The 26,447-nt window shown below is 37.7% G+C and carries 28 protein-coding genes; all 28 read left to right on the forward strand.

The genetic code is table 11. The features are described 5' to 3' along the window. Positions 1-43 precede the first annotated feature (43 nt). The 28 genes from LCM02_RS02825 to LCM02_RS02960 all read left to right on the forward strand — a co-directional run bounded on the left by LCM02_RS02825 (position 44) and on the right by LCM02_RS02960 (position 26,441). Positions 44-1,216 carry an alpha/beta hydrolase-fold protein gene (locus LCM02_RS02825; protein ID WP_224926807.1) on the forward strand — a complete coding sequence of 391 codons (1,173 nt, stop codon included), beginning with the start codon at positions 44-46 and terminating at the stop codon, positions 1,214-1,216. Between the two features lie 17 nt (positions 1,217-1,233). After that, the gene (locus LCM02_RS02830) at positions 1,234-1,602 is read left to right on the forward strand and encodes a DUF2147 domain-containing protein (RefSeq protein WP_224926808.1); all 369 of its coding nucleotides are present in this window, start codon (positions 1,234-1,236) and stop codon (positions 1,600-1,602) included. After that, entirely contained in the window at positions 1,587-2,111 is a 525-nt protein-coding gene (gene hemG, locus LCM02_RS02835) for a menaquinone-dependent protoporphyrinogen IX dehydrogenase (protein WP_224926809.1), read from the forward strand. The genes LCM02_RS02830 and hemG overlap by 16 nt, the downstream gene beginning before the upstream one ends. Positions 2,112-2,181: 70 nt before the next feature. Then, on the forward strand, positions 2,182-3,411 hold the full coding sequence (locus tag LCM02_RS02840) for a glycoside hydrolase family 5 protein (protein WP_224926810.1): 1,230 nt from the start codon (positions 2,182-2,184) through the stop codon (positions 3,409-3,411). A gap of 89 nt (positions 3,412-3,500) precedes the next feature. Beyond that, positions 3,501-4,457 (forward strand): proline iminopeptidase-family hydrolase, encoded by a 957-nt coding sequence (locus LCM02_RS02845; protein ID WP_224926811.1) that lies wholly within the window; start codon positions 3,501-3,503, stop codon positions 4,455-4,457. Further along, on the forward strand, positions 4,454-4,939 hold the full coding sequence (locus LCM02_RS02850; RefSeq protein ID WP_224926812.1) for a GyrI-like domain-containing protein: 486 nt from the start codon (positions 4,454-4,456) through the stop codon (positions 4,937-4,939). Before LCM02_RS02845 ends, LCM02_RS02850 begins: the two co-directional genes overlap by 4 nt. A 197-nt stretch (positions 4,940-5,136) precedes the next feature. Further along, positions 5,137-6,672, forward strand: a complete 1,536-nt coding sequence (locus LCM02_RS02855; protein ID WP_224926813.1) for a serine hydrolase domain-containing protein — start codon at positions 5,137-5,139, stop codon at positions 6,670-6,672. A 21-nt stretch (positions 6,673-6,693) separates the two neighbouring features. Next, on the forward strand, positions 6,694-6,852 hold the full coding sequence (locus LCM02_RS02860) for a VOC family protein (protein WP_224926814.1): 159 nt from the start codon (positions 6,694-6,696) through the stop codon (positions 6,850-6,852). 44 nt (positions 6,853-6,896) lie between these two features. After that, entirely contained in the window at positions 6,897-7,058 is a 162-nt protein-coding gene (locus LCM02_RS02865) for a hypothetical protein (RefSeq protein WP_224926815.1), read from the forward strand. A gap of 78 nt (positions 7,059-7,136) precedes the next feature. Beyond that, positions 7,137-7,811, forward strand: a complete 675-nt coding sequence (locus tag LCM02_RS02870; protein ID WP_224926816.1) for a hypothetical protein — start codon at positions 7,137-7,139, stop codon at positions 7,809-7,811. A 49-nt stretch (positions 7,812-7,860) separates the two neighbouring features. Beyond that, entirely contained in the window at positions 7,861-9,033 is a 1,173-nt protein-coding gene (locus tag LCM02_RS02875; RefSeq protein WP_224926817.1) for an outer membrane protein assembly factor BamB family protein, read from the forward strand. Between the two features lie 34 nt (positions 9,034-9,067). Further along, positions 9,068-9,997, forward strand: coding sequence for a TolB family protein (locus LCM02_RS02880; protein WP_224926818.1), 930 nt, complete (start codon positions 9,068-9,070; stop codon positions 9,995-9,997). A gap of 63 nt (positions 9,998-10,060) precedes the next feature. After that, positions 10,061-11,110 (forward strand): MBL fold metallo-hydrolase, encoded by a 1,050-nt coding sequence (locus LCM02_RS02885; protein ID WP_224926819.1) that lies wholly within the window; start codon positions 10,061-10,063, stop codon positions 11,108-11,110. Positions 11,111-11,241: 131 nt separating this feature from the next. Beyond that, positions 11,242-11,808 carry a gluconate 2-dehydrogenase subunit 3 family protein gene (locus LCM02_RS02890; RefSeq protein ID WP_224926820.1) on the forward strand — a complete coding sequence of 189 codons (567 nt, stop codon included), beginning with the start codon at positions 11,242-11,244 and terminating at the stop codon, positions 11,806-11,808. A gap of 4 nt (positions 11,809-11,812) precedes the next feature. Then, a complete protein-coding gene (locus LCM02_RS02895; protein WP_224926821.1) occupies positions 11,813-13,402 on the forward strand; it encodes a GMC family oxidoreductase in 1,590 nt (529 codons plus the stop codon). A gap of 56 nt (positions 13,403-13,458) precedes the next feature. Next, positions 13,459-15,261, forward strand: a complete 1,803-nt coding sequence (locus LCM02_RS02900) for a tetratricopeptide repeat protein (protein ID WP_224926822.1) — start codon at positions 13,459-13,461, stop codon at positions 15,259-15,261. 4 nt (positions 15,262-15,265) lie between these two features. Continuing rightward, positions 15,266-16,366 (forward strand): alpha/beta hydrolase, encoded by a 1,101-nt coding sequence (locus tag LCM02_RS02905; RefSeq protein WP_224926823.1) that lies wholly within the window; start codon positions 15,266-15,268, stop codon positions 16,364-16,366. Positions 16,367-16,457: 91 nt separating this feature from the next. Next, positions 16,458-17,432 (forward strand): hypothetical protein, encoded by a 975-nt coding sequence (locus LCM02_RS02910; RefSeq protein ID WP_224926824.1) that lies wholly within the window; start codon positions 16,458-16,460, stop codon positions 17,430-17,432. A 99-nt stretch (positions 17,433-17,531) separates the two neighbouring features. Then, the gene (locus LCM02_RS02915) at positions 17,532-18,950 is read left to right on the forward strand and encodes a S41 family peptidase (protein ID WP_224926825.1); all 1,419 of its coding nucleotides are present in this window, start codon (positions 17,532-17,534) and stop codon (positions 18,948-18,950) included. 173 nt (positions 18,951-19,123) lie between these two features. Continuing rightward, the gene (locus LCM02_RS02920; RefSeq protein ID WP_224926826.1) at positions 19,124-19,669 is read left to right on the forward strand and encodes a DinB family protein; all 546 of its coding nucleotides are present in this window, start codon (positions 19,124-19,126) and stop codon (positions 19,667-19,669) included. A 160-nt stretch (positions 19,670-19,829) separates the two neighbouring features. Then, positions 19,830-21,317, forward strand: a complete 1,488-nt coding sequence (locus LCM02_RS02925; protein ID WP_224926827.1) for an alpha/beta hydrolase — start codon at positions 19,830-19,832, stop codon at positions 21,315-21,317. A gap of 21 nt (positions 21,318-21,338) precedes the next feature. Beyond that, positions 21,339-21,920 (forward strand): O-methyltransferase, encoded by a 582-nt coding sequence (locus LCM02_RS02930; RefSeq protein WP_224926828.1) that lies wholly within the window; start codon positions 21,339-21,341, stop codon positions 21,918-21,920. Between the two features lie 172 nt (positions 21,921-22,092). Further along, positions 22,093-23,094, forward strand: coding sequence for a TolB family protein (locus LCM02_RS02935; protein WP_224926829.1), 1,002 nt, complete (start codon positions 22,093-22,095; stop codon positions 23,092-23,094). After that, complete coding sequence (locus LCM02_RS02940) at positions 23,091-23,543, forward strand: GNAT family N-acetyltransferase (protein ID WP_224926830.1); 453 nt, start codon at positions 23,091-23,093, stop codon at positions 23,541-23,543. The genes LCM02_RS02935 and LCM02_RS02940 overlap by 4 nt, the downstream gene beginning before the upstream one ends. Before the next feature lie 86 nt (positions 23,544-23,629). Beyond that, a complete protein-coding gene (locus LCM02_RS02945; RefSeq protein WP_224926831.1) occupies positions 23,630-24,166 on the forward strand; it encodes a hypothetical protein in 537 nt (178 codons plus the stop codon). Positions 24,167-24,212: 46 nt separating this feature from the next. Next, positions 24,213-24,968, forward strand: coding sequence for a DUF1835 domain-containing protein (locus LCM02_RS02950; protein WP_224926832.1), 756 nt, complete (start codon positions 24,213-24,215; stop codon positions 24,966-24,968). Further along, positions 24,965-25,936 (forward strand): NAD(P)-dependent alcohol dehydrogenase, encoded by a 972-nt coding sequence (locus LCM02_RS02955; RefSeq protein WP_224926833.1) that lies wholly within the window; start codon positions 24,965-24,967, stop codon positions 25,934-25,936. Before LCM02_RS02950 ends, LCM02_RS02955 begins: the two co-directional genes overlap by 4 nt. Positions 25,937-26,006: 70 nt before the next feature. Beyond that, positions 26,007-26,441, forward strand: coding sequence for a cupin domain-containing protein (locus tag LCM02_RS02960; RefSeq protein ID WP_224926834.1), 435 nt, complete (start codon positions 26,007-26,009; stop codon positions 26,439-26,441). The last annotated feature ends 6 nt before the right edge of the window (positions 26,442-26,447 follow it).

Raw genomic sequence — 26,447 nt, forward strand, 5'->3', positions numbered from 1 at the left:
TAATAATTCAAAACACCCTTACAATCAAGAATAAATCAGAAAAATGAGTAAAAAAAATGTCTTATTGTTTTTTTTTCTGATCACGATAATTCAGGTGACTGCCCAGAATTTGGAAACTATTTCAATTGGTTCGAAACACGTATTTCGTTCAGATATTTTGAATGAGGACAGGGAATATTGGATCAACCTTCCCGAATCTTATCAACAGGAAAGTTCTTCCTATAAGAATTATCCGTTACTCATCTTACTTGACGGTAACTTACATTTCAGATCCGTAACGGGTATGGTTAATTATATGAGTTCTGGATACAATGGAAACAGAAGAATTCCGGAGATGATCGTCGTTGCCATTCAAAATGTGAACCGACGCAGAGATTTCACACCCGATAAAATAATTACAAAAAGACAAAATGATTCAGGTGGTGGGAAAAGGTTTTTGAGCTTTTTGGAGGAAGAACTTATTCCTGAATTGGATAAAAAGTACAGGATGGACGGATATCGAATATTTTTTGGACATTCCCTTGGTGGTTTATTGGCGGCTCATTCTTATATGCAGGAGGAGTCACTTTTCAATGCCTACATTGCGGTTGATCCAAGTTTTGGCACATGGGATGCCCAAACCATGGATACAAAGTTAGATAGGGTCAAGGAGAACTCATTTGAAAGATACCTTTATATAGCCACTGCGAACTGGGGTAAACGAAACCTCAGAAACAGAGATAGGCATGTGAGATTTTATGAGTCCTTAAAGAGTAAGTGTCCAAGGGAATTTCCCGGACAACTGGAATACTTTGAAAATGAAAACCATGGCTCGGTCCCTCTTTTGGCATTTTACAATGGAATCAATGCCATTTTTGAAGGTTATGGAATTTCGTACCGTGAGGTTGAAAGCAAAGATCAGCTTATTGAACATTTTGCAGAAATATCCCACAGGCTATCCTGGGAGTTTGAACCACCTGAGAATCTTGTGAATAGAGTAGGTTACAGGATACTTCGAAGCAGAAACAAGAGTAACAGGCCCAAGGCCCTGGAAATGTTTATGTTAAATACTGAAAACTTCCCGGATTCATTTAATGCCTACGATAGCCTTGGGGAAGCTTATGAGGTATTAGGAAGGAAGGAGGAAGCCATAGAAAGCTATAAAAAGTCATTGCTGCTTAATCCAAATAATGAAAATGCAAGATCAAGGCTGCAAAGTTTAAACAAAAACGAATAAAAAATAAATAAACCAATATGATCAAATTGAAAGTTAAATCAAAGAGGGCGATTTTCATCTTCTTAGTTTTTTGTTCACCAAGTTTATTTTCTCAATCTGACCTAAATGGTCTTTGGAACACTGGAAAGGACAATACAGTAATAGAAATTTCAGAATCGAATGGTGAGATTAAAGGAAAAATAAAATCATCGGATAATGAAAAGGCAGAAATAGGAAAAATCACATTGAAAGAATTAATAAAGCATGGGGCTCTTTGGAGAGGTAAAATATATGCCGCTAAGAGGAAGGAATGGTATGATGTTGAAATAACTCCTAAAAACAACCTTCTTAAATTGAAAATCGATATTGGTTTTATGAGTAAATCGTTAGAATGGAAAAAACAGTAATGATATATGCGTCTGTTGATGGTCAGACTTTAAAAATTTGCAACAGACTTAAAGAAGTATTTGAGAAGGACAACCAAGATATATCCCTTTTCTCAATTGAAGATTTTAATGAAGAAATAAGCGGCTATGACCGTTTGATCCTCGGAGCTAGTATCAGATATGGGGTTCATGACAAAAAAGTGATAGACTTCATTAATTCAAATAAAGAGCAACTTGATGCTATTAAAACAGCTTTCTTCTCTGTAAATCTGGTTGCAAGAAAATCGGAGAAGAACAAAGCTGATACAAATCCGTATGTCATCAAATTTTTTAAATCTATCGATTGGACGCCCACGATGGTAGAAGTTTTTGCAGGAAGGCTTGATTACAAGAAATATCCGTTTTTTGATCGAATAATGATTCAATTTATTATGTGGATGACTAAAGGCCCAACCAACTCCGATGCCGATATTGAATATACGAATTGGGACAGGGTAACAGAGTTTGGTCATCGATTAAAGGAATTGTAGTTGAATTAGAAGGAAAGAGCTCTTTGAAAATGAAATCTTATAATTTTTTTTATTAAACAAAATCACAATTATGAAATGGAAACTCTGGTTTTATACGCTTTTGTTCGTAATGATTTTATCCTGCCAAAAAACGGAAAAAAAATATGTTTATGTCAATGGTAAAAATATTTATTCTGAACAAGGAGAATTACTGCATCTAAAGGGAGTGAATTTGGGTAATTGGCTACTGCCTGAAGGGTATATGTTTAAACTTCGTAACAGCAATTCCCCGCGAAAAATAGATCAGGCCATCCGTGAATTGATGGGTAATAGTGCCACTACAAAGTTTTGGGATTCCTTTCTTGAGAGTTACATTACCGAAGCTGACATTAAGTGGTTGTCTGAAGCCGGGGTGAATATCATAAGACTACCGTTTGACTATCGTCTGTTAACAAATGATGATTTTCTTGGCAGAGACAAACATGGATATAAGTATATCGATAATGCTGTGAACTGGTGTGAAAAATACAATATATACGTATTACTGGATATGCATGGTGCACCCGGCGGTCAAACAGGTGACAATATTGACAATAGTGACGGCTATCCGTGGTTAATGGTTGATGAAGGAATGAAGGAAAAAACAACTGAAATCTGGCGAGAGATAGCTCAGAGATATGCAGACAACACGACTGTAATAGGCTACAATCTGTTGAATGAACCTATTGCTCATTATTTTGAAAAGGACAGTTTAAAACCTTATTTGGAGCCCTTATATAAAAGGATAACCCGGTCCATTCGAGAAGTGGATAAAAATCATATTGTATTTATTGGCGGGGCCGTCTGGGAAACTGATTTTACCGTATTCTCAGCCCCATTTGATGATAAGTTAGCCTATACTTTTCATAAATACTGGATGCCACCTGAACAAAAAGAAATACAACAATTCATTGACTTTAGGGAAAAACACAAGGTGCCCATCTTAATGGGTGAGAGCGGTGAAAATGAAGATGAGTGGGTTAAAGATTTTAGAGAATTATTAGATGAGAATCGGATTCACTGGACCTTTTGGCCTTATAAAAAAATGGACAATACACGAGGCCCAATGAACTTTGATAAACCTGAAGGCTATGATCAATTTATAGAATATGCCGATGCTGACAGGAGTACCTTTGCCAAGATAAGGGAATTGAAAGATAGTATTCAGGGAATTAGAAAGGATGAGGTAGAGGCCATATTGAATCAATATGTAGAAAACAGTAAGTTTGAGAATTGCTATCCGAACGATGGTTATCTGGAGGCATTGGGGTTCGAATTCTGATATCAAAAAAATAATTTAATTTCATATCAAATTAAAAGAAAGTACCACAAATAAAAAGAAGGATTATAGGCATCTCTTTTATCTTTATTATGAAAAGAATTCATTACTGTTATTTTCTCCTTGGTTTCATGATTTTTAGCTGTACTTCTGCTAAAAAGAATGCAAACCCGATGCTCCTTCAGGGGGAAGGGTTTGTTGAGGTTAAGGGAGGAAAAATCTGGTATGGAATCATGGGAGAAGGAGATAATGTCCCCTTATTGTGTTTACATGGCGGGCCGGGCGGAACGAGCAAGATCTACTATAAATTGTCTGAAATTGCAAAAGAACGACCCGTAATCATGTTTGACCAATTGGGAACAGGGCGTTCGGGCTATCATCAGGATACAACCTTGCTAAAACCTGAACTTTTTGTGGAACAGGTCAAGGCGATCAAAGATGAACTTAATTTGAATGAATTCTTCCTGGTGGGCAGTTCATGGGGAGCTGCTTTAGCTCTTGAATATTACACGACCTATCCGGAGGGTATAAAAGGAATTGTGTTTAACAGCCCTTATTTTAGTACATCGATCTGGACCGATGATGCTGCCAAGCTTGTGGCGCAACTTCCTGATTCGATCCAATCCGCAATTCATTTGGCAGAAAGAGATAGTGTTTTTGATACGGAATCCTATATTGCTGCCAATTCTTATTTTGCAAGTAAACATGGAAAAAGAAAAGTACCTGTAAAGCATCCTTATGACACAGTACCTTCAAACAGGAATAATTTTATTTACAACTATATGTGGGGGCCCAGTGAATTCACGGCAACAGGCACACTCAGAAATTTTGATAATCACCAAAGCCTCAAAAAGATCACAGTACCTACATTGATGACAACCGGGGAATATGATGAAGCCCGGCCTGAAACGGTAATGAATTTTGCTGAAATGGTTCCCAACGCCAAATTTGTTTTAATACCCGAGTCAGGCCATTCGACGCTTAATGATAATGGCCCTGCAGTTCTTGCAGCAATTCAGCAATTCATAAAGACTATAGAAAAAAAATGAATCCAAGAATAGAAAAACTAGAGACGAAAAGGTTAATTGGTGCAAATTTGAAGATGAGTCTCATTGCCAATAAGACCGGACAGCTTTGGGGCCAGTTTGGGCCAAGGATTAAGGAAATTCAAAATAGAGTTTCTGAAGATAAGCTCTCTATGCAGATCTATCCTCCTTTCTATTATGACCAATTCAATCCAGCCCGGGAGTTTGAAAAATGGGCAGCAGTGGAGGTAAAGGATCTTGAAGTTGTTCCCACAGGATTGAAATCATTTATTCTTGAGGAAGGACTTTACGCTGTTTTTGATTATAAGGGTTCAAGTTCTGATCATTCCGTTTTTGAATATATTTTCTCAAAATGGATTCCCAGCTCAGGTTATGTGGTTGATGACAGGCCTCATTTTGAAGTATTGGGGTTGAACTATAAAAATAACGATCCGGAATCGGAGGAAGAAATCTGGATACCAATAAAAGAAAAAAAACCGAAATAGGCCAAAACTATAATCCCCGCTATCAGCCTTAAAAGTTTTTTTAATCAACTTAAACGTAATAAAATTCAATTACGAAAGATCTTCACTGTTATATTTTTCCTTTCAATTTAATGCCATTGCAACATAGCATAACTATTCTCGTCTTCTAGGGGCATTATTTTAATCACTAAATTTTTAACCTTATTATTCCAAATTTTATGACAACAATATTTTCGATATCAAAAATCGTGATTTATCTGACTTTTGTTCTAATGTCTTTTACAATGCCTCAAAAGGCTTATGATTTTGAATGGCCGCAACATAGGTCGGTGAAGGTATTTAAAGAACTCATTAAAGTTTATGACGAGTACGATTTAGAAAAACTTGAAGGATTTGTACGTAAATACTATCCAGAAGAAAGTGTTCAGAAAAAGATAAAACACTGGGCCAAGGTTTACTCTGAGTTCGGTGCGCTGGAACCTTTTAAAGTAGCCGATAAAAATTTGATTGAAGATTCTCCGGGAATATGGTTTCGGGGAAAAGATTCAAAGAACTGGGTTCAACTTATCATTGTAATGAATGATTCCATAGATCAGATCACTCTGAATCCGGTAGTAAGAGGAATTCGTCCGGTGGGCCCTCTTCCTCCATATTCCCCAATGCCGGTAGAAAAATTGAACCAATATTTAAAGGAATATATGGATGCTATTGTTCAAAAAGATCTGTTCTCCGGCAATGTATTGGTGGCACAAGGAAATGAGATACTGTTTCAGGGGGCTTATGGATTGAGAGATAAAACCCTGAACCAAAGAAATGATCTTGAAACTTCTTTTGGGATTGCGTCAACCACCAAAACCTTTACGGCAATCGCCATTGCGCAACTGGCTGAAACTGGAAAGCTAAAATTTTCGGACCCCATAAGTAAATTTATTCCTTCATATCCTAAGGATATTGCAGATCAGGTAACGATTCATCATTTACTTACCCATACTTCAGGTATCGAATTTGATGATTATGAACCTTTTAATGAGGCTACAAAAAAAGCAAAAAGTTTTAACGAACTTATCAATGTCCAATTGGAATTTATGGATCATATGAACGAAGGGAGACGGTCTAATTTTAAGGTATTAAATGAGTATGACTACACTAATGACGGATTCGATCTGTTAGGTGCGGTGATCGAAAAGGTTTCCGGACTTTCATATGCCCGATATATTGAAAAATACATCTTTGAACCGGCAGGCATGGTTAACTCATTTGCCGATATAGATCTCATCAATAAAAGTGCTAACAAGGCAAAAGGATATAGCTATTATGATGAGGATCACAACTTTCGGTTAGGGAAAAGATTTGAGGCTGACCCTGCGAGATATTCAATGGTAGGAGGTGCAGGAGGTATTCATTCCAGTGTTTCGGATCTTTACAGGTACTTTAAATCTATAAACGAGGAAGTACTCATTAACGGCAAAACCAAAGAATTAATGTTTTCAGTTCACGCAACGCCATATTCAAGTGAGGACCTCGATACGGATTCTCAATATGGCTATGGTTTTGCCATAAACCGCAGTGGAAAGGCGAATACAATTGGACATGATGGTGTTGACCTGGGTATAGGAAGTCGATTTGCCTATTATCCTGAACAGGACATTTATGTCATTGTATTGAGTAACTACGGGTCAATGGCCGGAAGCAATGTGGCAAATCACATTAAAGACTTGATCGAGCCTAATTTTATACCCGTTGAGACCAATTGAGAACGTATCATTTATCAAGATGTGGATGGGTATTTAACGCTTTTGGCATCAAAAGGTATGGATCATTATAGTTTGGGTGGAGCAAAGAAAAATTTCATTCAGAAAAGACCCGATGGGGTAAGACAGACTTTTATTCAGGACCCTTATGGTTACAGGATTGAAATTAATGATGCAAATTAGCTAACTTTAAACATTCAATTTTTAAACCATAAACTATATACCTCATGCCATTTATTAAATCAATAGGGGATCAGGACAAAGTAATTCATGCCTTTGCAAAATTCAACACCGGAATCGAAAGACCTTTAATTGACCTGCACCTGGAGTTTTATGAATCGCTTTGTAGAAGGAATTGGCTTAACTGTGGTACCGGAGCAATTTGCTAAGGAAGGTGAATTGTTAAAAGGCGGATACGATGGAATATTCAAAATGTTTGATTTAAAATAATGATTAAAAAAATATCTATGCAGAAACAGATTGACAAACTCAAAAGGAAACAGAAGATTCAGAACATTTTTATTCTGGCGTTACTTATTGCAGTGGTTGTAATGTACACAAATCAGAATAAAAATGCAGATGAAATGCAAGATATCATTCATGCCAGAGGTATCGTTATTCATGATAATGAAGGTAATTCAAGAATGGCCATAGGATTTCCTGTTGATAACAGTGGCAGAAAAAGGAATGATACTTTATCAGGTTTGGTTTTTATGGATGAAAATGGAATGGATCGAATACATTTGGGCCGCCACGGAAAGCTCTTTTTGGGAGGGAAATATTATGGAAGAAGTAATAATGAAGGATGGTCCTTATTCTTTAATGACAGTAAGGGGGAAGAAAGGTCAGGATATGGATTTAGCGATAGTGATAACAGTATTGGACTTGGAATGGACTATGGAGGAGAGCATGGTGGAGAGGCCATTTATCTTTATGCGGCTCCAAACATTGCCTTTATGACGATCAATGCCGATCTGCAGGAGAAAAATGGGATACGAGATAGAATCGTTCTATGGCACGAAACAGATAAGGATCTGAGTATTGCAAAAATTAGCGATTCTCATAAAGACGGGAAAATCATTTTAAAGGCAGAAAAAGGAATGGAAGGGGTCATTGAAAAATCGAATAGCGAATCCAAGTAAAATTATACTCAGTTTAGTACCCGATATTAAACATCTTTAACCAAATTCCATGAAAATCAGAAAATTCAAAGTTCCACAAAATCTTATCTATTTTTTATTCATTATTTATTCTATTCACGATTTCCAGGCCCAGACTCTCGATTTGAAATGGAAGGTGGAGACTTCAGGAAAAATACTTGCAGGCCCTGTTGCAAACGATGAATTAACCTTTGTTGGGAATGAAAAAGGTACATTTATGGCAATCCAACTTGATAACGGAGCTATCGCCTGGAAATTTGAAACAAAGGGGAATATCCAAGCGGCAGCGTTACTTTATGATAATTTGGTTTTTTTTGAGTCAGCCAATGTCTTTTATGCTCTCAAACAGAAAACCGGCAAAGAAGTTTGGCGTTATCGATTGGATTTTCCTGCTGAGAAATTTAAAGATGCTTCGGGAAATGAGCATTTATACAAACTGGACCCTTTTGACGATAAACGATCTTCAGGCTTTTTGTATCACGGCATAATCTATATTGGGTGCTCTAATGGAAAGGTAATTGGTTTGAATTCCAAAACCGGGAATTTAGAATTCTCAATTTCAGCCAAGGATGACTCACCAATTCGATCAAGCCCGTTGGTATTGGATGATCAAATTTATTTTGGAGACTGGAACGGAGTAGTTTACTGTTATGATCTAAAGGGGAAAAAGTTCGTTTGGACAAAGAATACATATCGCGAAAAACCCTATGCTACCTTTGGTGGTATTGCGACGGAATTTAAACCCTACAAGGGAAAACTTTTTTTTGGAGCCAGAAACCCCGCCCTTAATGTGTTGAGCGTATCCGACGGTCAAAAAGTATGGACCTATAATGATCCGACCGGAGGCTGGATCATTGGGGATCCTGTACTATTTAACGACACCCTATATATGGGTGGTTCTGACAATTTCTCCATGCTTGCATTCAATCCTGATGATGGAAAAATCATTTGGAAAACCAAGAGAGCAAAAAATATTTATGGAAAGGCTGTAGTAACTGAAGATTTTGTGATCTATGGAGGTGGGAATTCTTATGATCCAAAGGATACAGGTGAACTCGTCATACTAAAGCGCTCCAACGGGGAACTTGTTACTCATTTTGAAACTTCATCCAGTGTTTTTTCTTCACCTGTTTTAACCAAGACTGAAATGGTTATTTTTGGAAGTAATGATGGAGCTATTTACGGCTTGGAGTTGCAGCCCTAATTTATCGATAAGACTTTCGATTGAAAAATTAACTATGCTAAGATTTAAACTATTTATAACCCTGATCATTTCATCTGGCTTTTTATTTGCCCAAGGTGACATAGAAATTGACCAGTTCCATTCTTCTTTAAATCAGTTTTTAAGTGTACGTGATTTTTGTCTTTCGAAAGATGGGAATGAGGCATTTTTCACGATTCAAAGTCCTTTTCAGGAGATTTCTCAGATAGTTTCCGTGAAAAAAGTCAATGGTGAATGGACGGAACCAGAGTTGCTTCCTTTTTCGGATTCTTATGTGTATATGGAACCATTCTTATCAAAGGACGATAAACGCCTGTATTTTGCCTCTGACAGACCCTTGAATGATTCGATTCAGGAAAAGAAAGACTTTGATATCTGGTATGTTGAAAGAAAGAGTCTATTTGACCATTGGTCTGAGCCCATAAATTTGGGAAAGCCGGTAAATTCAGAATTAAATGAATTTTATCCAACTCTGAGTGATAACAATAACCTATATTTTACATTGGAATCACCTGCCGGACTTGGTAAAGACGATATCTATTTTTGTCGCTGGGACAATGGAAACTATGCAAGTCCGGTACTCCTGGATGAAAATATCAATAGTGATGGTTATGAATTTAATGCTTATATCTCCAGAAACGAAGATTATCTCATTTTTTCAAAATACAATGCAAAAGGGGGGCACGGCAGTGGTGATCTTTATATATCGAAAAAGGATGGTAATGGAAAGTGGGAAAAGGCTGAGAATATAGGATTACCTATCAATACGAAATATATGGAATACTGCCCCTTTTATGATGATAAGCGTGGGATATTGTATTTTACCAGCAAAAGAAATGATATAATCCCGCAAGAATTTCAAAGCGTTTCGGAGTTTCAAAAATATGTAATTGAAACCAACAATGGCCTAAGCAAAATTTATATGACGAAATTAAAAATTGATTAGAAGGATTGGATTTCAATTATATTTTAATTGTTGAATATGGAATTATAATTAAAAATAAACCCGATGAAATTAAAGTTTAAAAAACAAATTGTTTCAATGCTGGCTATTATCACGCTAATAATAGCAGCTGGATGGCTGGGTTTTACTTTTTTCCCGGAGAAAATGGTTCCGTATATAATCAATTGGCAAATAGATCGATTGGGGCAGACTCCTGAATTTTTGGAAGACAATGAAAGCATTACCGTTTTTACCGTTGGTACCGGTTCCCCAATGCCAGGAGAGCGAGTTCAAACCGGAATAGCTGTGCTGCTTAACGGACATTTTTTTATGTTTGATGTTGGAGCAGGAGTGGTGCAAAAGGCCGAAAATATTGGACTACCGCTTAATCAACTCGATGGTGTTTTTATTACACACTGGCATTCCGATCATTTTATGGACCTACCTAATTTGATCAACAGGTCCTGGGTATTGGGCCGGGAAATTGATCTCAATGTCTACGGTCCTCAGGGGCTTGATACCATTATGAATGCTATAGATCAGTTCTTGCATATTGAAAATCAATATAGAGTTGATCATCATGGAGAAGAGATCATGGATATTTCAAAGGCAAAAGCCAATACCAATGAATTTAATATTTCACAAGGGGAGAAGGCAATAGTTTATAATAAGGATGGAATTACCATAACAGCGTTTGACGTTGATCATGATCCGATTGAGCCCGCCGTAGGTTATGTGATAGAATATCGGGATAAAAAAATTGTCATAAGTGGTGACACCAAAAAAAATGATTTGCTTTTAGAAATGGCTAAGGATGCCGATTTATTGCTCCATGATGTAATGCTGATGTCACTATTGGGAAAACAGGCAACAATACTTAAAGAAAGGGGGATGATTCGAAATTCGATCATTGTAAATGATATTCAAAACTACCATACCAGCCCTTCTGAGGTAGCAGAACTGGCTAACAGGGCGAATGTTAAAAAACTCGTTCTTTATCACTTTGTACCTGCTCCGGATTTCAGGATCATCAAAAATCTTTACAAAAGGGAATTAAAAGGGTATGATGGCCCAATACACTTTGCCAATGACGGTGACATGTTTGTTATAAAATAGTATTTAAAATTAATATTTGACTGCTCTGATTTCAAGTATAAGGATTAGGTTGATAACTGCTAATCTGAAAATTTACTATATTTAGTTGTTCAGGATTTCACATACAGCAGTGAGATACCAGTTATCGTTATATGAAAAATCAGGATCAGTGGTCAAGAAGAAGATTCAGCAAGGCAATAGTCTCTGCTCAGATTTTTATGGCCTCGGGAGCTTTTTCAATTCCAATATCCTGTGATAAAGCCAAAAATTTGGAGATGATTGCAGGACTTGATGTTTCGGATCAGGAAACTTTAAAGTATGCCATGGATGAAATTATTCCGGCAAGTGAATCCATGCCCTCGGCTTCAGAGGTTAAAGGGATTCATTATATTTTAAATATTCTTGAAGAACTTCCTGAATTGAAACCTTTATTTGTGGCCTTGATTCATGAAATAGATCTTTTAAGCCATCATAATTTTCCTTCGTCTGCCAAAGAAGACCGCGTTCGAGTTTTAACCTCTATCGAGGAGAATAAGCCTGAATTATTCGGTGTATTAAAGGACTTTACATATGAAAGTTATTACACAAATGAAAAGGTTTATAATTTGATTGGATATGAGCCCTATCCAACAGGATCATCCGGTCCTAAAATGGATGCATTTGATGAGAATTTACTCAAAAAGGTAAAAGGAATGCCACCAAGGTATACTAATATTTAATTCTATGAGTAGTGAGGATATAGACGTTTTGGTTATTGGAGCAGGAGCTGCCGGGGCGGCTTTAACATGGCGTTTATCTTCAAAAGGTGTTAAAGTTGTTTGCCTGGAACAAGGTGGTTGGATAGACCCATCTACCTTTCCTTCCATGAAGAACAATTATGAGACGCACCTCACTCGTGAGGGGGATTTTAATTTAAGCCCAAATCTTAGAAATCGACCAGAGGATTATCCGGTAACAACCGCAGGTGAAGACCCTCCCTTTATAATGATGTTCAATGCAGTGGGTGGATCAACGATTCACTGGCAAGGTATATTCCCAAGGTTTCATCCTTCAGATTTTAAGGTGAAAACGCTCGATGGTGTAGCTGATGACTGGCCCATTGATTATTGGGAACTTGAACCTTATTATAACCTGAACGATAGTATGATTGGAGTTTCCGGACTGGCAGGTGATCCGGCTAACCCTCCTCGATCAGCCAGGCAAATGCCTCCGCTTCCCATAGGTGTAATGGGTAAAACTCTTGCCAATGGGTTTGATAAATTGAACTGGCACTGGTGGGTGTCGGACCAGGCCATCAATTCAAAACCATTTAATGACAGGTCGCAATGCATGCTGCATGGCAAATGTATGTTTGGATGCCCCATGGGAGCCAAGGTTTCCACCGACAGGACGTATTGGCCACTGGCCATCGCCAAAGGAGCAGAAGTTAGAACCTGGTCCAGGGTGAAAGAAATTACTGTGGATAAATTTGGAAGGGCCAAAGGAGCCATTTATTTTGATAGAGAAAACAAAATACATGAGGTCAAGGCAAAAGTAGTAGTAGTGTGCTGTAATGGGGTAGGGACCCCTCGATTATTACTGAATTCCAAATCAAAACTTTTTCCAGATGGATTAGGCAATTCAAATGGCGTGGTCGGTAAATACTTTATGGTACATCCCACACATTTTATCAATGGTGTTTTTGACGATGTTTTGGACAGCCATATTGGCCCAATGGGAAGTCCATTGTTTAGCCAGGAATTTTATGAAACCAATGATAAAAGAGGATTTAAAAGGGGCTATATGCTGATTGGAGAACGGACCTTTGGACCGCTGTTCCAATCACAATCAATCCCATGGGGAGAAAAGCATCATGAAGAATTCTCTAAAATATTTCCCCATCAGGCCGGATTGACAGTTGTGGTCGATGATCTCCCTGAGGAATCGAACAGGGTAACTTTAGATGACAGCAAGACGGATTCGAATGGGATTTCTGCGGCAAAAGTAACCTATTCCCTTTCAGAAAATTCGAAGAAGATGCTCGCTCATGCTGCTGAAAAGGCAACTGAAGCACTTGAATCTGCCGGAGCAAAAAAAGTTATTGTTCCACCTCCGAGTAATTTGGCGCATTTAATGGGGACGGCACGTATGGGAACACATGAAAAGAATTCCGTGGTTAACGCCAATAACCAGGTACATGGTGTTGATAATTTATTTATAGTGGATGGCAGTTCTTTCACTACGGGAGCGGGTGTAAACCCAACATCAACGATCATGGCACTGGCTTTGAGAGCTGCAGATAAAATCTGGGAAAGCAGGCAAAAATGGGGTTGAAAAGTTACTTTAAATTGATTTTTTAAAATAATTCAAGTAAATAAGAGGCCATAAAAATGAAAATAAATTCACATAGATTGATCTATTTATTTGGGATAATTGCATCCTTTATTTCCGGATCTGTTTTGGCCCGGACAACGGATTCAGTCAACATTGACAGTTTGGTCTCTCAAGCAGTGTCAAATTCAGAAACCTCGATTTACGCCGGAAAATTTAAGGAAGCTGAGAGGTTTGTCGATGCTTCTAATTTTGAGAATATGGAAGGGTATGGGCCTCTGCATAAAATGCAGCTCACCATTCAGGAAATAAGAGTGAACGAATTTATGAACAGGTTGAATGCAAGATCAACAAACTATTTGGAGAACCTGAAAAGATTAAAAGAATTGTCTCCCTATTCAAACGAGGTTCTACATCAGAACACTAAGGGTAAGTATTTTCTCAGTCTTTCACAAAATTACAACGCTATAGGATTATTGGATTCCGCTTCGGTATATGAAGAAAAGGCGATCTTAATTTTTAATGGGATCAATGACTTTGAGAAGATTGCAAGAATAAGGGCGGGTATTATTTCGAGACTGCATAGTAAGTTGCTTGAAGCGGGAAAAAAGCAGGAGATAATTGAATTAATACCACGTTATGAGGAGGAGATTGAGTACAGTAGACGTTACAGTAAGTATGCATTGGCCTATAATACAAGGCATTTAGCACAAATTCACAGAAGACAGACACTTGATTTTTCAGAGGCTTTACGTTTGTTTAGAATCTCACTCGACCTACGGCTGGAGATCGGTTTTAAGCCCTTTCTTCCTCCTTCGTACTCATCACTGGGAGACGTTTATATGAAAATGGGTAAAAATGATGAAGCCCTGGATATGTATACCAGGTCAGCAGAATTGGCAGAAGAAATAGGGTTTGTTCGTTATCAGGTATATCCGAATATTCAAATGGGCGATCTTTATCAAGATAAGGGCAATCCAGACAAGGCTATGAATTATTATACCAAAGCTCAAAACTTAAGCAAGAATAATGATTATTCCATTGGGGTTGTTGAGTCAACAGAAAGGATCCGAATGATTTCAGGTAAAGATCTCAATGAGAACGAAAATTTGAGGCTGCTCTACGTAGGGAATATGGGGGTTTTAATAGAGCATGACAACAAAACGGTTTTAATTGACGGACTTCACAAGAGGTACAAACCTGCTTATGCCTTTCCCACAAATGGTATGATTGATTCCTTGCTTCATGCAAAATATCCGGGATTTACCTCGATTGAACTTAATTTGGTTTCTCACTATCACCAGGACCATTTTGACCCTGATCTAACCTTGCGTTTCATGAGTGAGAATAATTCCTCCCTAACCATAGGGCCTGAGCAAGCAAAGAAGGAAATCGCTGTTTTGAAGGGAAGTAACAAAGAAACTCTGGCCCGGGTCAAAGTAACACCTTCCGATCATCGAGTAAGGACATACGAGTTTCTGGGGATCGTCGTAAATTCAATCGATTGTAATCATACGTATCAGGCAAAGCATAAGGGAGTTCAAAATATCGCCCATCTGGTCGATATAAACGGATACAAAATTTTGCACGTTGGAGATGCTGATTGGGAGATGGCTGCAGACGCATTGGATCAACTGAATTTGAAGGAATTGAATATTGATGTAGCCCTACTTCCGATCTGGATGTTGAACAATGAATCCTCGAAAAAAAATGTGAAGGAAATAATCAATCCTAAAAATGTGATTGCAAGTCATATTGATCCCAGGTCTGGACGCGAATCGGTGAATAGGTTAAAGGTTAGATTTCCGGGTGCAACTGGGCTGGTAGAATTAAATGAGATCATAGAAATAGAGAAAAAATAGATAAATGAAAATCAAAATAACAGCTTTGTTGATACTCTTGTTCGGTTCGGTATGTTTTGGACAAATAGAAATAATGAATGATTTTCAGCTGGGTGAATTCGGAGTAGGATTTAAAAACGAAAGAATTACGGATTTTTCAAGATCATTCGAACAGGATTACAGATCTGTACAACTATTTCTATGGTACCCGACACAAGATCGATCTCAAAAAGCAATTCAATATGAACAATATTTTGGTTTCAATGATCCAGCAGGTAAATGGTCAGAGTCGGGTTCGATGAGTAAGAGAATAGATAGTCTGGTGCCAATGGAAGTAAAGAAACTTAACGAAGTAAATAATCTTCCCGTGGAGCTATCTAAATATAAAATGCTAAAGACAATAGCTCAGATTGAGGCCCCGGTTGTGGCAGGACAGTTTCCTTTACTGCTATTCGCTCCCGGGGGTAATACTTCGAGTCAATTGCATTCCGTTATCTGCGAGTATCTTGCCAGTCACGGGTATATTGTGGCCAGTTTCCCATCGCTCGGAAATACAAGTTCTCAAAAATGGCCATTTAATCAGGTTGGATTGAACCTGCAGATCGATGATATGTCTCTGGTTATCAATCATCTTAAACAGAATATGAGCCAGGTCAATATTGATAAAACAGGTTTGATAGCCTGGAGCGTCGGAGGGGTGTCACAGGGAATATATAGCATGAAAAATTCGAATATTGATATGTTTATCAGTCTTGATTCCGGCCTCGGCAGGGTTTACGGTGTAAATATGCTTAAGGAATCACCTTATTTTAATTACGCTAATTTTCAAATTCCTTATTTACATCTGACGGGTGATCAACCCGAAACGTACAAGGTGGAAAGAAGTTCTGAATTTTATGATTCCATACCCTCCGTCAACAAACATTCATTGGTTATCAAAGAGTTTGCTCATCAGCATTTTCCATCACAGCTCGGTATTATTCCGGCACTGGCTTCGGATCCAATGGATAAGAAGATCGTAGATGCCTATAAAAGAATGTGTCGTCTGGTACTTGTTTTTTCTAATAGGCATCTTAAAAACAGTGGAGCGGCCGATAAGGAATGGATGAAATTGATAAAAAATTAAAGAAGAAACGCTATGGATTTACAAGAAGATTTTAAAATGGTCGTTACTTGTGAATCCTATATTCAATGAATATCAACTAAACCTTACTATTATGAAAAAATTTAAATTCTTAATGCAAACTAAACATTTTAACAAATTGATTATCCTATTTTTACCAGGAATTTTGATAATTCAATCATGTAAAAAGGATCAGAAAACTACTGAACCTGAGATGGTTGAATCAGAAAAGGAGTCGGTAGTAGAAATTATTACCGAGAACATGGATTTTCAAATGTCAGATACCATTTCTTCGGGCTGGAATACGTTTCGCTACAAGAACCTATCTCCGCAAACACACTTTTTTCTTATCGACAAGTATCCTGAGGGCAAAACATCGGAAGATGCTGAAAAAGTGGTGGGCCCCGTGTTTGACAGTGCCATGAAATTAATTATGGAGGGAAAAACGGAAGAAGGTTATGCTGAATTTGAGAAGCTCCCGGAATGGTTTGGTGAAGTTGTTTTTATGGGAGGTTCGGGTTTACTCTCTCCAAATCAGGTAGGTGAAACCACGCTTCATTTAAAACCCGGGAAATATATTGTTGAGTGCTATGTCAAAATGAGCAATGGGGTTTTCCATACCTCTATGGGCATGACAAAGGATATTGAGGTAACCAAGAATGATTCGGGTCATAAGGAGTTAAGTGCTGATATTGATATCACTGTTTCCAGTACTGAGGGAATCGTCTTTAATGACTCAATTAGCCCGGGAGAGCATACTTTTTCTGTTTTCTTTAAAGATCAGATTGTCCATGAAAATTTTGTCGGGCATGATATAAATCTTGTTCGGATCGATGGCAATTCTGACCTGAAGGTATTGGAAAATTGGATGAACTGGGCGGATCCTAAGGGATTAATTGAACCTGCTCCTCAAGGATTTACGTTCATGGGAGGTGTCAATGATATGCCACAGGGAAATAAGGGCTATTTTACGGCAAGCCTGGAACCAGGGACTTATGCTTTAATTTCAGAGGTTCCCAATGCTTCAACCAAAAACATGTTGAAAACATTTATTGTGTTAAATGACTAATTGAAGAACATATGTTACAAATGGTTTTGATGTCTGATTGATCAAAATTTTGTAACAAAATAAGATGAGGTGAGTCAAATTGAAAAATTCAATTAGAAAATGAAGCAATTGACTCTACTTTTACTTACTATCCTTGTTTATTCTTGTCAAAATCCCTCATCTAATAAAAAGGATGAAGCACTTAATCGAGACCTGATCAGTGTTACGGACAGCATATCACAATTAATGTCCATGTTCCATTACAATCCAGAGGAGTTGAAGACAGAACAATATTTTGAACTGGAAGAAAAAGTTCTGGCTCTGGCTAAATCTGCTAAGACTAATCAAGAGTTTGTAAACGGGTTCAACGCAGTTTGGAGCGAGGGGCCGTTTTCTCATGTTAGGTTGAGTATGGCAGAGAGGAGTGCCGAGGAGATGGCTGATTTTATCGACAGCATCAGAGTAGGGGAACAGAGTGTTTCGCTGGATTGGATCGACAAAAATGCTATTCTTACGGTCTCAACCATGACCGGTGTGGATACAAAAGAACGTGTTTTTCAGGCTTACAGGGATATTGATAAGAACAATGCCCAATCTCTAATCATAGATCTTAGAAAGAACAAAGGAGGGACCTTTGCAGGAGTTCCCCTTATCGGGCATATTCTGAGCGATTCCGTTGATGCCGGTGTATTCGTATCCCGGAAGTGGTGGGAGAATAACTCACGGGCACCACAGTTATCTGATGGTGAGGGATTAAGTTCCTGGCATGGCTGGTCCATTAAAACATTTTGGAAGGACGTTCAGCAGGAGCCTTTAACTCGCGTGAAGTTTGGACCGATGAATCCTCACTTTGAAGGCCCCGTTTATGTATTAATTAGCACGGAAACAGCCAGTGCTGCTGAGTTTGCCGTTGATGCATTGGCAAGGGAGAAGAAAGTGACCATCATCGGTGAAACATCGGCTGGGGAAATGTTGTCACAAAAAATGTATGATTTGCCCAATGGTTTTCAATTATCAGTTCCTATTGCCGAATATTATTCGAGCCGAATCGGTCGAATTGAAGGGAAGGGTGTTAAGCCCGATATTCAAATCGATCAACGCGTCGCTTTGGATCTTGCCCTATCTATCATTAATGAAGAAAAACTGGAAGATGTTATTCCTAAATTAGAAGCGAAGCTGGACGAGATGGACGTAGAACCGTTTTCAGGGGAGAAACTGTATTTGTTTGGAAGTATGAACGACTGGGGTAAAAAATGGAATGACACCCCGGAATTTACCTATAAAGGGAACGGAGTTTTTGAAACGGTAACTACTTTTCAGAAGGGTAACTATGAGTTTAAAATTGCTCCCATGAGCTGGGATTTTGATTTTGGGGCAAATTCCTCAAAGCAAAACGTTTCAGTCGGAAAGAAGACTTCTTTGGTCAGAGTACCTGGCAGCAGTAACCTAATGATAAATGTTGAGGATGAAGTAAAATTGAAATTTACGCTGGATGTTCGTAATGAAAAGGCTGAGACCTTAATTGTTTCAAAGATTTAAATGTGATCGTTATTGTTAAATCTTTCAAGAATAATGTTAGGATACGCTGTTTAAATTAGAGTATAAATAAAATTTCGAATACAAAGAGTAACTGTCAATTATTGATTTGTTTCTTTTTAAATAATAGGGTTAGGACAGGTTTAAGAGGAACTTTTTAGAACAATTCATAAAATATGAAATCAGAAGTATTTCTGGCGGATTTGGTTGAGATGACCCAGGACATTTTAACGCGTACCGAAAAGTTTTTGGATCTTTCGGAAGAAGCGTTGAATTTTAAACAGGATAAAGATAAATGGAGTGCTTTGGAGTGCCTGAAACATTTGAATATTTGTGGCGCATTCTATATCGCAGAGATCAGGAACTCCATACAGAAATCCAAAAGATCCGGGGAGACTCAATTCAGAAGTGGATGGTTTGGAAACTTTTTTGCCAAAAGCATGCTTCCTGATGAAAAAATGAAAAAAGTCAAAACCTTTAAATCGATGAACCCGGTCAAAAGCAAACTGGATAAATCCGTACTTGAAGAGTTTCGAAATCAACAAAATTCTTTACTTGAGTTGTTGGAACAAGCTAATGGAGTAAGCCTGACAGCTAATAAGACAGGTATTTATGTTTCTAAATGGATTAGAATCAGATTGGGCGATTCTTTTAGGGTTGTAATCTACCATAATTTGAGACATATCATTCAGGCTGAGAGAGCAATCCGTAAAACAAACTAAAAATCTGGTAAATTTATTAAGAAGGATCTTCAGAATTAACATTGGTTTGCAGATGATACAATTTTTCAGGGGTATTTTACAGGTTTTGATAGGGATATGACCTTGTGCAATTGTTTTGTTGTATTGAAATTTGTTATCAACAACTTAAAAATCAAAACACATGCAATATCTGGAAATACTAATGCTTCTAGCATCCGTTTTTTACATCGTTTTCAATCGTCCTGTCAACAAAAGGCTGAGCAAACCCTATGTGGTCGGTTTGCTGATCATCATACTACTGGTACATGTTTTACTTGAGGGATCACGCTGGCAAATGATACCTGCCTATTTCATTTGGCTGATTGCTCTAATCACAGCCTTAAGAAGGGCGGATGCAACACCTTCAACCCTGGTGTTTGTTCTTAAAACCGTTGGTCTATTTATTCTTTTGGCCTTGTCTGTAATGCTTCCCTCTGTGTTGCCCGTTTTTAAGTTACCGGAACCAACAGGGACCTATATCGTAGGAACAAAGGACATCCATCTTGAACTGGATCGCGATGAGGTAATTACAGTTGACCCATCGGATAAGAGAAACCTAATGATAAAAGCCTGGTATCCATCAACTGAAGATGGAGCTGAAAAGGATCCATATGTGGACAAAGCGGGAAGAAATGGCTTTGCGCAAAAATATGGCCTGCCGGTTTCATTTCTAAATTATCTGGATAAGGTCGATACCCATGTTTTTAGAAATGTTCCTATTGCGGACGGATCCTTTCCTGTTTTGATATTTTCTCATGGATACAATTCAAAAGCCAATGGGTACTATGCCTTGCTATCTGAAATTGCCAGTCAGGGATATGTTGTATTTGCACTTAATCATACCTATGAAAGTACCGGTACTTCTTTCCCTGATGGAGCTGAAGCATATTTTGATTATGCTTATGCTGATTTGATTCAGAAAGATACCTGGCACATTATGGAGCCCGTTATAGAATCCTTTAAAAGTGATCTTTCATTTGAAGATCGTCATACCATTGTACAGAAAGGTTTAAGGAACTATTTTGTCAAAGGCATGGTGGAGCGATGGGCCAGGGATATAATTGATGTGGACAAAAAACTGGATAACTGGAACAACTCCGGATTTTTTAAAGGAAGCCTCGATGTTTCAAAAGTTGGTGTTTTTGGTCATTCCAGAGGAGGTGGAGCGGCTGGTCATTCCCTGCTCATGGAAAGCAGAATAAAGGCAGGCATTAATCTGGATGGGGTTCAGTGGGGTAAGATTGTTGATACAACCTTTCAGAAACCATTTCTGTTCTTATCCGCAGACTGGCCTGTGGAACACGAGAATTTAAATCAACATGCCTATATTAATAAGAGTTCTTCTGTTTTTTATGAAGGTATAATCTCGCAAACGGGCCATAGTAATTTTATGGATATTCCATTGATGATTCCGTTAAATTCCATGAGTCAGGCTGGTAATATTGACCCTCTCTATGGTCTTGAGATATCGAATATGGTTGTTACTTATTTTTTTGATAAACACTTAAAGAATAGAGAGTTGGATATGGGAGAATTAAGTTCGAAATATGAAGAGCTGGATATCACGGTATATATGGGAGATTCCTTATCTTCAGTTTCGAATTTGAAACAAACTTCTGAGGAAAAATAATCAGACTTAGTTACTCGAAAAATGAACGATTCAAATATATTGAACAGACCCGAAATCCATGCAGAAATAGAGGCGAAATGCTCTGAAATTGGCTTTACCATGCCTTCAGACCTTTATACAGGATCTCTTTTGAAGACATTAGTAAGTTCAAAACCCGGGTGCAATCTTCTTGAATTGGGGACCGGAATAGGTTTATCCTTATCCTGGATGGTTGACGGGATGGATGACATGTCCAGAATTATCTCGGTTGATAATGATTCGAAATTAACCGAAATAGTTAAGAAATTCTTCGCAAACGACCAAAGGGTTGATATAGTTTGCGAGGATGGCTCAGAATGGATAAAAAATTATAATGGCGAAAAATTCGATCTGATATTTGCAGATGCCTGGCCGGGCAAATACAGTGAGATAGAAGAAGTTCTTGAGTTGGTTAAAATTGGTGGGCTTTACATTATTGACGACATGATAACGCAGCCTAACTGGCCCGAAGGTCATCAGGAGCATGTAAAGCACCTTATTGAATATCTTGAAAAACGAGAGGATTTTAACCTGACAAAAATGAATTGGTCAACGGGTATAATTATTGCATCTAAAAAGTTTTAAGTATAAACTTCCGGATTATGAGGAATTTCATTCTATTTTAAAAAGTTGTTAAATGTCGTTAAAATTCATTTAAGCATTTCAGAAATGTTGCAAATTTGGATTTAGTCAAATAATGGATTTCATAGTGTTCAAGAATACCTAAAGGAATCTAACTAAATTTTAAGCAATATATATGAAATTTAAAATCATCTCACTATTAATCCTAATACTGAGCACAGCCTGTTTAAATAACAAAAGAGCAAATAAAACGGAACCATCTGTGCGCATTACGCATCCTTATAGAATTGATTCAATTATTGAAAAACCTGTAAAGTTTTACCCCGAGATGATCTCTACGAATATTGATAAATTTAATACCAGTATGAGTCCGGACGGTAGAACGATTTATTATACCGCCACGTCTCAAAAACTGGGAATTACAGGAATTGCATACCAAAAATTTGAAGAAGGGAATTTTGGGAGCCCCGAATTTGTGCCTTTTGTGTGGGCTGATACACCGATGTCTGATGTTCAGATCTCACCGGATGGTAATCTGATGCTTTTTTCTACTTTTAAAGACTTCGAAGGTAAGCCGGACGGATTTAATTTCAATATCTGGGTTTCAGAGTTTAAGAATGGATCATGGCAGGATCCAACTCCATTCGGATCACCAATAACATCTTCAGGCAATGAGTTTTACCCGGTCATGACCAAGAATAGAAGCATTTACTTTTCTTCAGATAAATCAGGAAATTCAGATATATATTTTTCAAGGTTTGAAAACGGTGAATACCAGAAACCTGTTCGTTTACCTGACAATATAAATACAGATAAGATGGAAGCAGATGCCTTTATATCAGTGGATGAATCTTTTATTATTTTTGTTCGTGTCGATGAACCTGATGGTTACGGTAAGAGTGATTTATACATTAGTTTCAGAGAAGATAATATGAAATGGTCAGATCCTGTTAATATGGGTGAGGGTGTAAATAGCAATGAAATTGATGGAAGCCCATATGTAACACCTGATGGTATGTATTTGATATTTACATCAGGAAGAAAACAAGGCGGTATAAAGGAAAAAGCTGCTGAAAGCTATGAGAATTTCAAATCGATTATATCTTCCAGTGAAAACGGATCGCTAAATTTTTATATCATGAGCCTCAAACTAGATCAATACAAAACAAGAGAATGATTAAAATCTTGTTCAATCAGGATACTCAAATTGCGAAAAGTATTTATGCTGTTTTTCAGGCTTCATATGCCGTTGAGGCTAATCTTTTAAATGCAATAGATTTCCCTCCCTTAAAAAGACCTCTAGAGGATTATATAAATTGTCAAACATCTTTTTTTGGTTATTATAAAAGGGAAGAATTAGCCGGGGTTGTTGAAATCAATGATACTCCTCATTTTACACATATTAATAGTTTGGTCGTGCATCCGGATTACTTTCGTCAAGGAATAGCCAGAGAACTCCTGCAATTTGTTTTGAATATGTATGATTCAAATTTGTTTGTTGTGGAAACAGGCCTGGGGAATGGCCCGGCAACTAATTTATATCAGAGTTTTGATTTTGAGGAAGTTTATCAATGGGACACCGATCACGGGGTGAGAAAGATTAAATTTGAGTTGAAAATGGGATAAATAAGGATGGAATATCTCAGGGTACTTGTTTCAGTGCATCACGATGAATATCTTTGATAGCAATTTTTACAACTTGATATGCTCTTATGAAAATAGATTCTCATTTAACTGCATCCGTCATTTCATATAAGGGAAACGTAAATGTCTCTTCAGAGGAGCTATGGGAAGTCATTTCGTCCTCGGGGAATCTTAATAATTGCCATCCTTTTTGTAAGAAAAATACGGTGATCACCTGGGCTCAGGTTGGAGCAGAGGATACAATTGAATATTATAATGGGCTGGTTTTAAATAGGTTATTTACTTCATGGAATGAGGGCGTAGGATATGAATTACTTATCGGAAAGAAGACTTATCCTTATGCAGTAGCTAAGGTTCTCTGGAAAATCACTGTAGTTAATCATCAAATATCGGAGCTATCTATAACAATCAATTCTTATCCGGACATTGCCTTAAAGAAATATACGAAGCTTATCAGGGGTCTTATCAGGGATCTCTATTTTTTGCCCACGATGTCAAAATATGTGAAGTCGGTTGTCAAGGGCTTCAAATTTTACGCTGAAACTGGAAGGCCTGTTGAGAAAAACCAGTTTGGATACAACAGAATGTTTTCAACAAGGAATTGAACTTCCAATTTGTCATGAATCAACTCAGAAAGATTAATAGAAACCAATGAAAAAACAGTACCATATTCTGAATGGTGATGCGTTAAAGGATCGCTTTCCCAAAAGCATTCATGGAGAACTTATTGTTGCCAGAGAATGTTTGGTCGACGGTAATGTGGATGGCAGCGACTTGGATGATCTCTATAGTACAAGGGCAAATTTTCTCAGTAACCATTATCAGGTCACTCCACAAGATTATTACAATGATACAGTAACTGAATTCAACCGAATTGTTGCAATTGAAGACAATTCCGAGATCAATCTTTGGTTTGAAGATGATTTGTTTTGTCAGGTTAATTTCTGGTTCATTTCGTATCTATTGGCGAAAAAAAAAGAGAAGATTAAAGCTTATCTAATCAGGCCGGAAACACATGACCAATATGGATTCGGAGGATTGTCCGAGCCTGAACTGGTTTCGATTTACAATAACAGATCAGTAATTACGGATCTTGATATATTGGCAGACCTTTGGATACATTATCAAAACAATGATCTAAAGAACTTAGCCTTAAATGCGAAAAAGTTGGGTCATTTGTATCCATTTATCGACAAGGCAGTAGAGGCGCATTTGGATCGACTGCCTGATCATAATAATGAGGGAAGGCCTATCAGATCTCTTAAAACCATAATGAGTGAATTAAAGACAGATGATTTTGGGATTGTATTCAGAGAATTTTGTAAACGTAAAAGCATTTATGGATTTGGCGATTTACATGTGAAAAGACTGTTTGACAAAATAAAAAATAACTCAAATCCACAATGAAAGCAGCACTTCGAAAATCTTATGGACCCCCCGAAATTATTCAGGTTACTGATGTTGAAAGTCCGAGTCACGGTTCTAATGAAGTATTGGTTAAGGTTTTTGCCACAACGGTTAATAGAACCGACTGTGCTAATCTTACCGCAAAACCCTTATTAATGAGATTTATACTGGGCTTTCTAAGACCTAAAAAAGTAATTTTGGGAACTGATTTTGCCGGGGAAGTAGTAGGAGTTGGAAAGGAGGTAAAAACATTTAAATTGAAGGATAGGTTATTTGGATTTAACGATTTGGGCTATGACTCTCAAGCTGAATATTTGACCATTCCTGAAGATGGAAATATCTTGAAAATTCCACCGAATATAGATTATGCAACAGCAGTTGCGAGTGTTGAAGGAGCGCATTACGCATATACTTTCATTCACAAAACAAAGATTAAGGCCGGAAACAAAATTCTTATCAACGGAGCTACCGGAGCCATAGGTTCAGCTCTTTTACAATTTGTTAAACAGTTTGATGTTTTTATCACAGCAACCTGTAACACGAAGAATGTTGAACTCGTCAGATCTTTAGGAGCAGACAGAATAATTGATTATTCAAAAGAAGATTTCACAAAAGATTTGGAAAAGTATGACTTTGTATTTGATGCGGTTGGGAAAAGTACATTTGGTAAGTGTAAATCAATTTTGAATAAAGGAGGTGTTTATATTTCTTCAGAATTAGGACCGTTTGCACAGAACCTTGTTTTTGCCTTAATGACACCAATTTTGGGAGGGAAGCAGGTCATTTTTCCAATTCCATTTCCCGTCAAGAGAACCATGCCCTACATCCTGAATCTCATGAAGAAGGAAATATTCAATCCGGTAATTGATCGCGTTTACAAACTGAATGAGATAGACCAGGCTTACGAATATGCCCTGTCAGGAGAAAAAACCGGGAATATCATTATTAAAATTGCTGACGAGGAATAAGTTGATGAAGATATGAGGTGCGGGAGTTAAATTAATTTCGCATAAATTTGACGGCATAAAATAAGACGAGATGAAAGAAAAAGAGGTTATTCGCAGAGGAAAAGGGGAGAACTACAACTATTCTCAAGACCATTGTTTTGTAAAGTTGTCTTCGAGAAATACGAACGGAGAATTATGTTTTGTTGAAGATACATTGAAACCTGGTTTTTATTTAGGGAGACATCACCATAAAAAAATGACCGAGGTATTTTATATTCTCGAGGGAGAATTAGATTTAATATTTGATGATGGTACTGTTACAGCTACCGCAGGAGATACCATAACTGTGCCACCTAATGTTTGGCATGCAGCAAGCTGTGAAAAAGGAGGAAAGATGCTGACGATTTTTAAAAACGGACAGTTTGATCTCTACCTTGAGAAATTGTCTGGAATGACAGATGAGGAATTTGCGGATCAAGAATTGATGAGATCAGTTTCAGCGGATTTTGACATCTACACAGAATAATACACT

Origin of the sequence: Lutimonas saemankumensis, from assembly GCF_020171465.1 — a bacterium.
Lineage (GTDB): Bacteria > Bacteroidota > Bacteroidia > Flavobacteriales > Flavobacteriaceae > Lutimonas > Lutimonas saemankumensis.

What these genes read in the sequence shown, in the direction of transcription:
- LCM02_RS02825 (WP_224926807.1), top strand. Translation starts at nt 44, where the DNA reads ATGAGTAAAAAAAATGTCTTATTGTTTTTTTTTCTGATCACGATAATT.
- LCM02_RS02830 (WP_224926808.1), top strand. Translation starts at nt 1,234, where the DNA reads ATGATCAAATTGAAAGTTAAATCAAAGAGGGCGATTTTCATCTTCTTA.
- hemG (WP_224926809.1), top strand. Translation starts at nt 1,587, where the DNA reads ATGGAAAAAACAGTAATGATATATGCGTCTGTTGATGGTCAGACTTTA.
- LCM02_RS02840 (WP_224926810.1), top strand. Translation starts at nt 2,182, where the DNA reads ATGAAATGGAAACTCTGGTTTTATACGCTTTTGTTCGTAATGATTTTA.
- LCM02_RS02845 (WP_224926811.1), top strand. Translation starts at nt 3,501, where the DNA reads ATGAAAAGAATTCATTACTGTTATTTTCTCCTTGGTTTCATGATTTTT.
- LCM02_RS02850 (WP_224926812.1), top strand. Translation starts at nt 4,454, where the DNA reads ATGAATCCAAGAATAGAAAAACTAGAGACGAAAAGGTTAATTGGTGCA.
- LCM02_RS02855 (WP_224926813.1), top strand. Translation starts at nt 5,137, where the DNA reads ATGACAACAATATTTTCGATATCAAAAATCGTGATTTATCTGACTTTT.
- LCM02_RS02865 (WP_224926815.1), top strand. Translation starts at nt 6,897, where the DNA reads ATGCCATTTATTAAATCAATAGGGGATCAGGACAAAGTAATTCATGCC.
- LCM02_RS02870 (WP_224926816.1), top strand. Translation starts at nt 7,137, where the DNA reads ATGCAGAAACAGATTGACAAACTCAAAAGGAAACAGAAGATTCAGAAC.
- LCM02_RS02875 (WP_224926817.1), top strand. Translation starts at nt 7,861, where the DNA reads ATGAAAATCAGAAAATTCAAAGTTCCACAAAATCTTATCTATTTTTTA.
- LCM02_RS02880 (WP_224926818.1), top strand. Translation starts at nt 9,068, where the DNA reads ATGCTAAGATTTAAACTATTTATAACCCTGATCATTTCATCTGGCTTT.
- LCM02_RS02885 (WP_224926819.1), top strand. Translation starts at nt 10,061, where the DNA reads ATGAAATTAAAGTTTAAAAAACAAATTGTTTCAATGCTGGCTATTATC.
- LCM02_RS02890 (WP_224926820.1), top strand. Translation starts at nt 11,242, where the DNA reads ATGAAAAATCAGGATCAGTGGTCAAGAAGAAGATTCAGCAAGGCAATA.
- LCM02_RS02895 (WP_224926821.1), top strand. Translation starts at nt 11,813, where the DNA reads ATGAGTAGTGAGGATATAGACGTTTTGGTTATTGGAGCAGGAGCTGCC.
- LCM02_RS02900 (WP_224926822.1), top strand. Translation starts at nt 13,459, where the DNA reads ATGAAAATAAATTCACATAGATTGATCTATTTATTTGGGATAATTGCA.
- LCM02_RS02905 (WP_224926823.1), top strand. Translation starts at nt 15,266, where the DNA reads ATGAAAATCAAAATAACAGCTTTGTTGATACTCTTGTTCGGTTCGGTA.
- LCM02_RS02910 (WP_224926824.1), top strand. Translation starts at nt 16,458, where the DNA reads ATGAAAAAATTTAAATTCTTAATGCAAACTAAACATTTTAACAAATTG.
- LCM02_RS02915 (WP_224926825.1), top strand. Translation starts at nt 17,532, where the DNA reads ATGAAGCAATTGACTCTACTTTTACTTACTATCCTTGTTTATTCTTGT.
- LCM02_RS02920 (WP_224926826.1), top strand. Translation starts at nt 19,124, where the DNA reads ATGAAATCAGAAGTATTTCTGGCGGATTTGGTTGAGATGACCCAGGAC.
- LCM02_RS02925 (WP_224926827.1), top strand. Translation starts at nt 19,830, where the DNA reads ATGCAATATCTGGAAATACTAATGCTTCTAGCATCCGTTTTTTACATC.
- LCM02_RS02930 (WP_224926828.1), top strand. Translation starts at nt 21,339, where the DNA reads ATGAACGATTCAAATATATTGAACAGACCCGAAATCCATGCAGAAATA.
- LCM02_RS02935 (WP_224926829.1), top strand. Translation starts at nt 22,093, where the DNA reads ATGAAATTTAAAATCATCTCACTATTAATCCTAATACTGAGCACAGCC.
- LCM02_RS02940 (WP_224926830.1), top strand. Translation starts at nt 23,091, where the DNA reads ATGATTAAAATCTTGTTCAATCAGGATACTCAAATTGCGAAAAGTATT.
- LCM02_RS02945 (WP_224926831.1), top strand. Translation starts at nt 23,630, where the DNA reads ATGAAAATAGATTCTCATTTAACTGCATCCGTCATTTCATATAAGGGA.
- LCM02_RS02950 (WP_224926832.1), top strand. Translation starts at nt 24,213, where the DNA reads ATGAAAAAACAGTACCATATTCTGAATGGTGATGCGTTAAAGGATCGC.
- LCM02_RS02955 (WP_224926833.1), top strand. Translation starts at nt 24,965, where the DNA reads ATGAAAGCAGCACTTCGAAAATCTTATGGACCCCCCGAAATTATTCAG.
- LCM02_RS02960 (WP_224926834.1), top strand. Translation starts at nt 26,007, where the DNA reads ATGAAAGAAAAAGAGGTTATTCGCAGAGGAAAAGGGGAGAACTACAAC.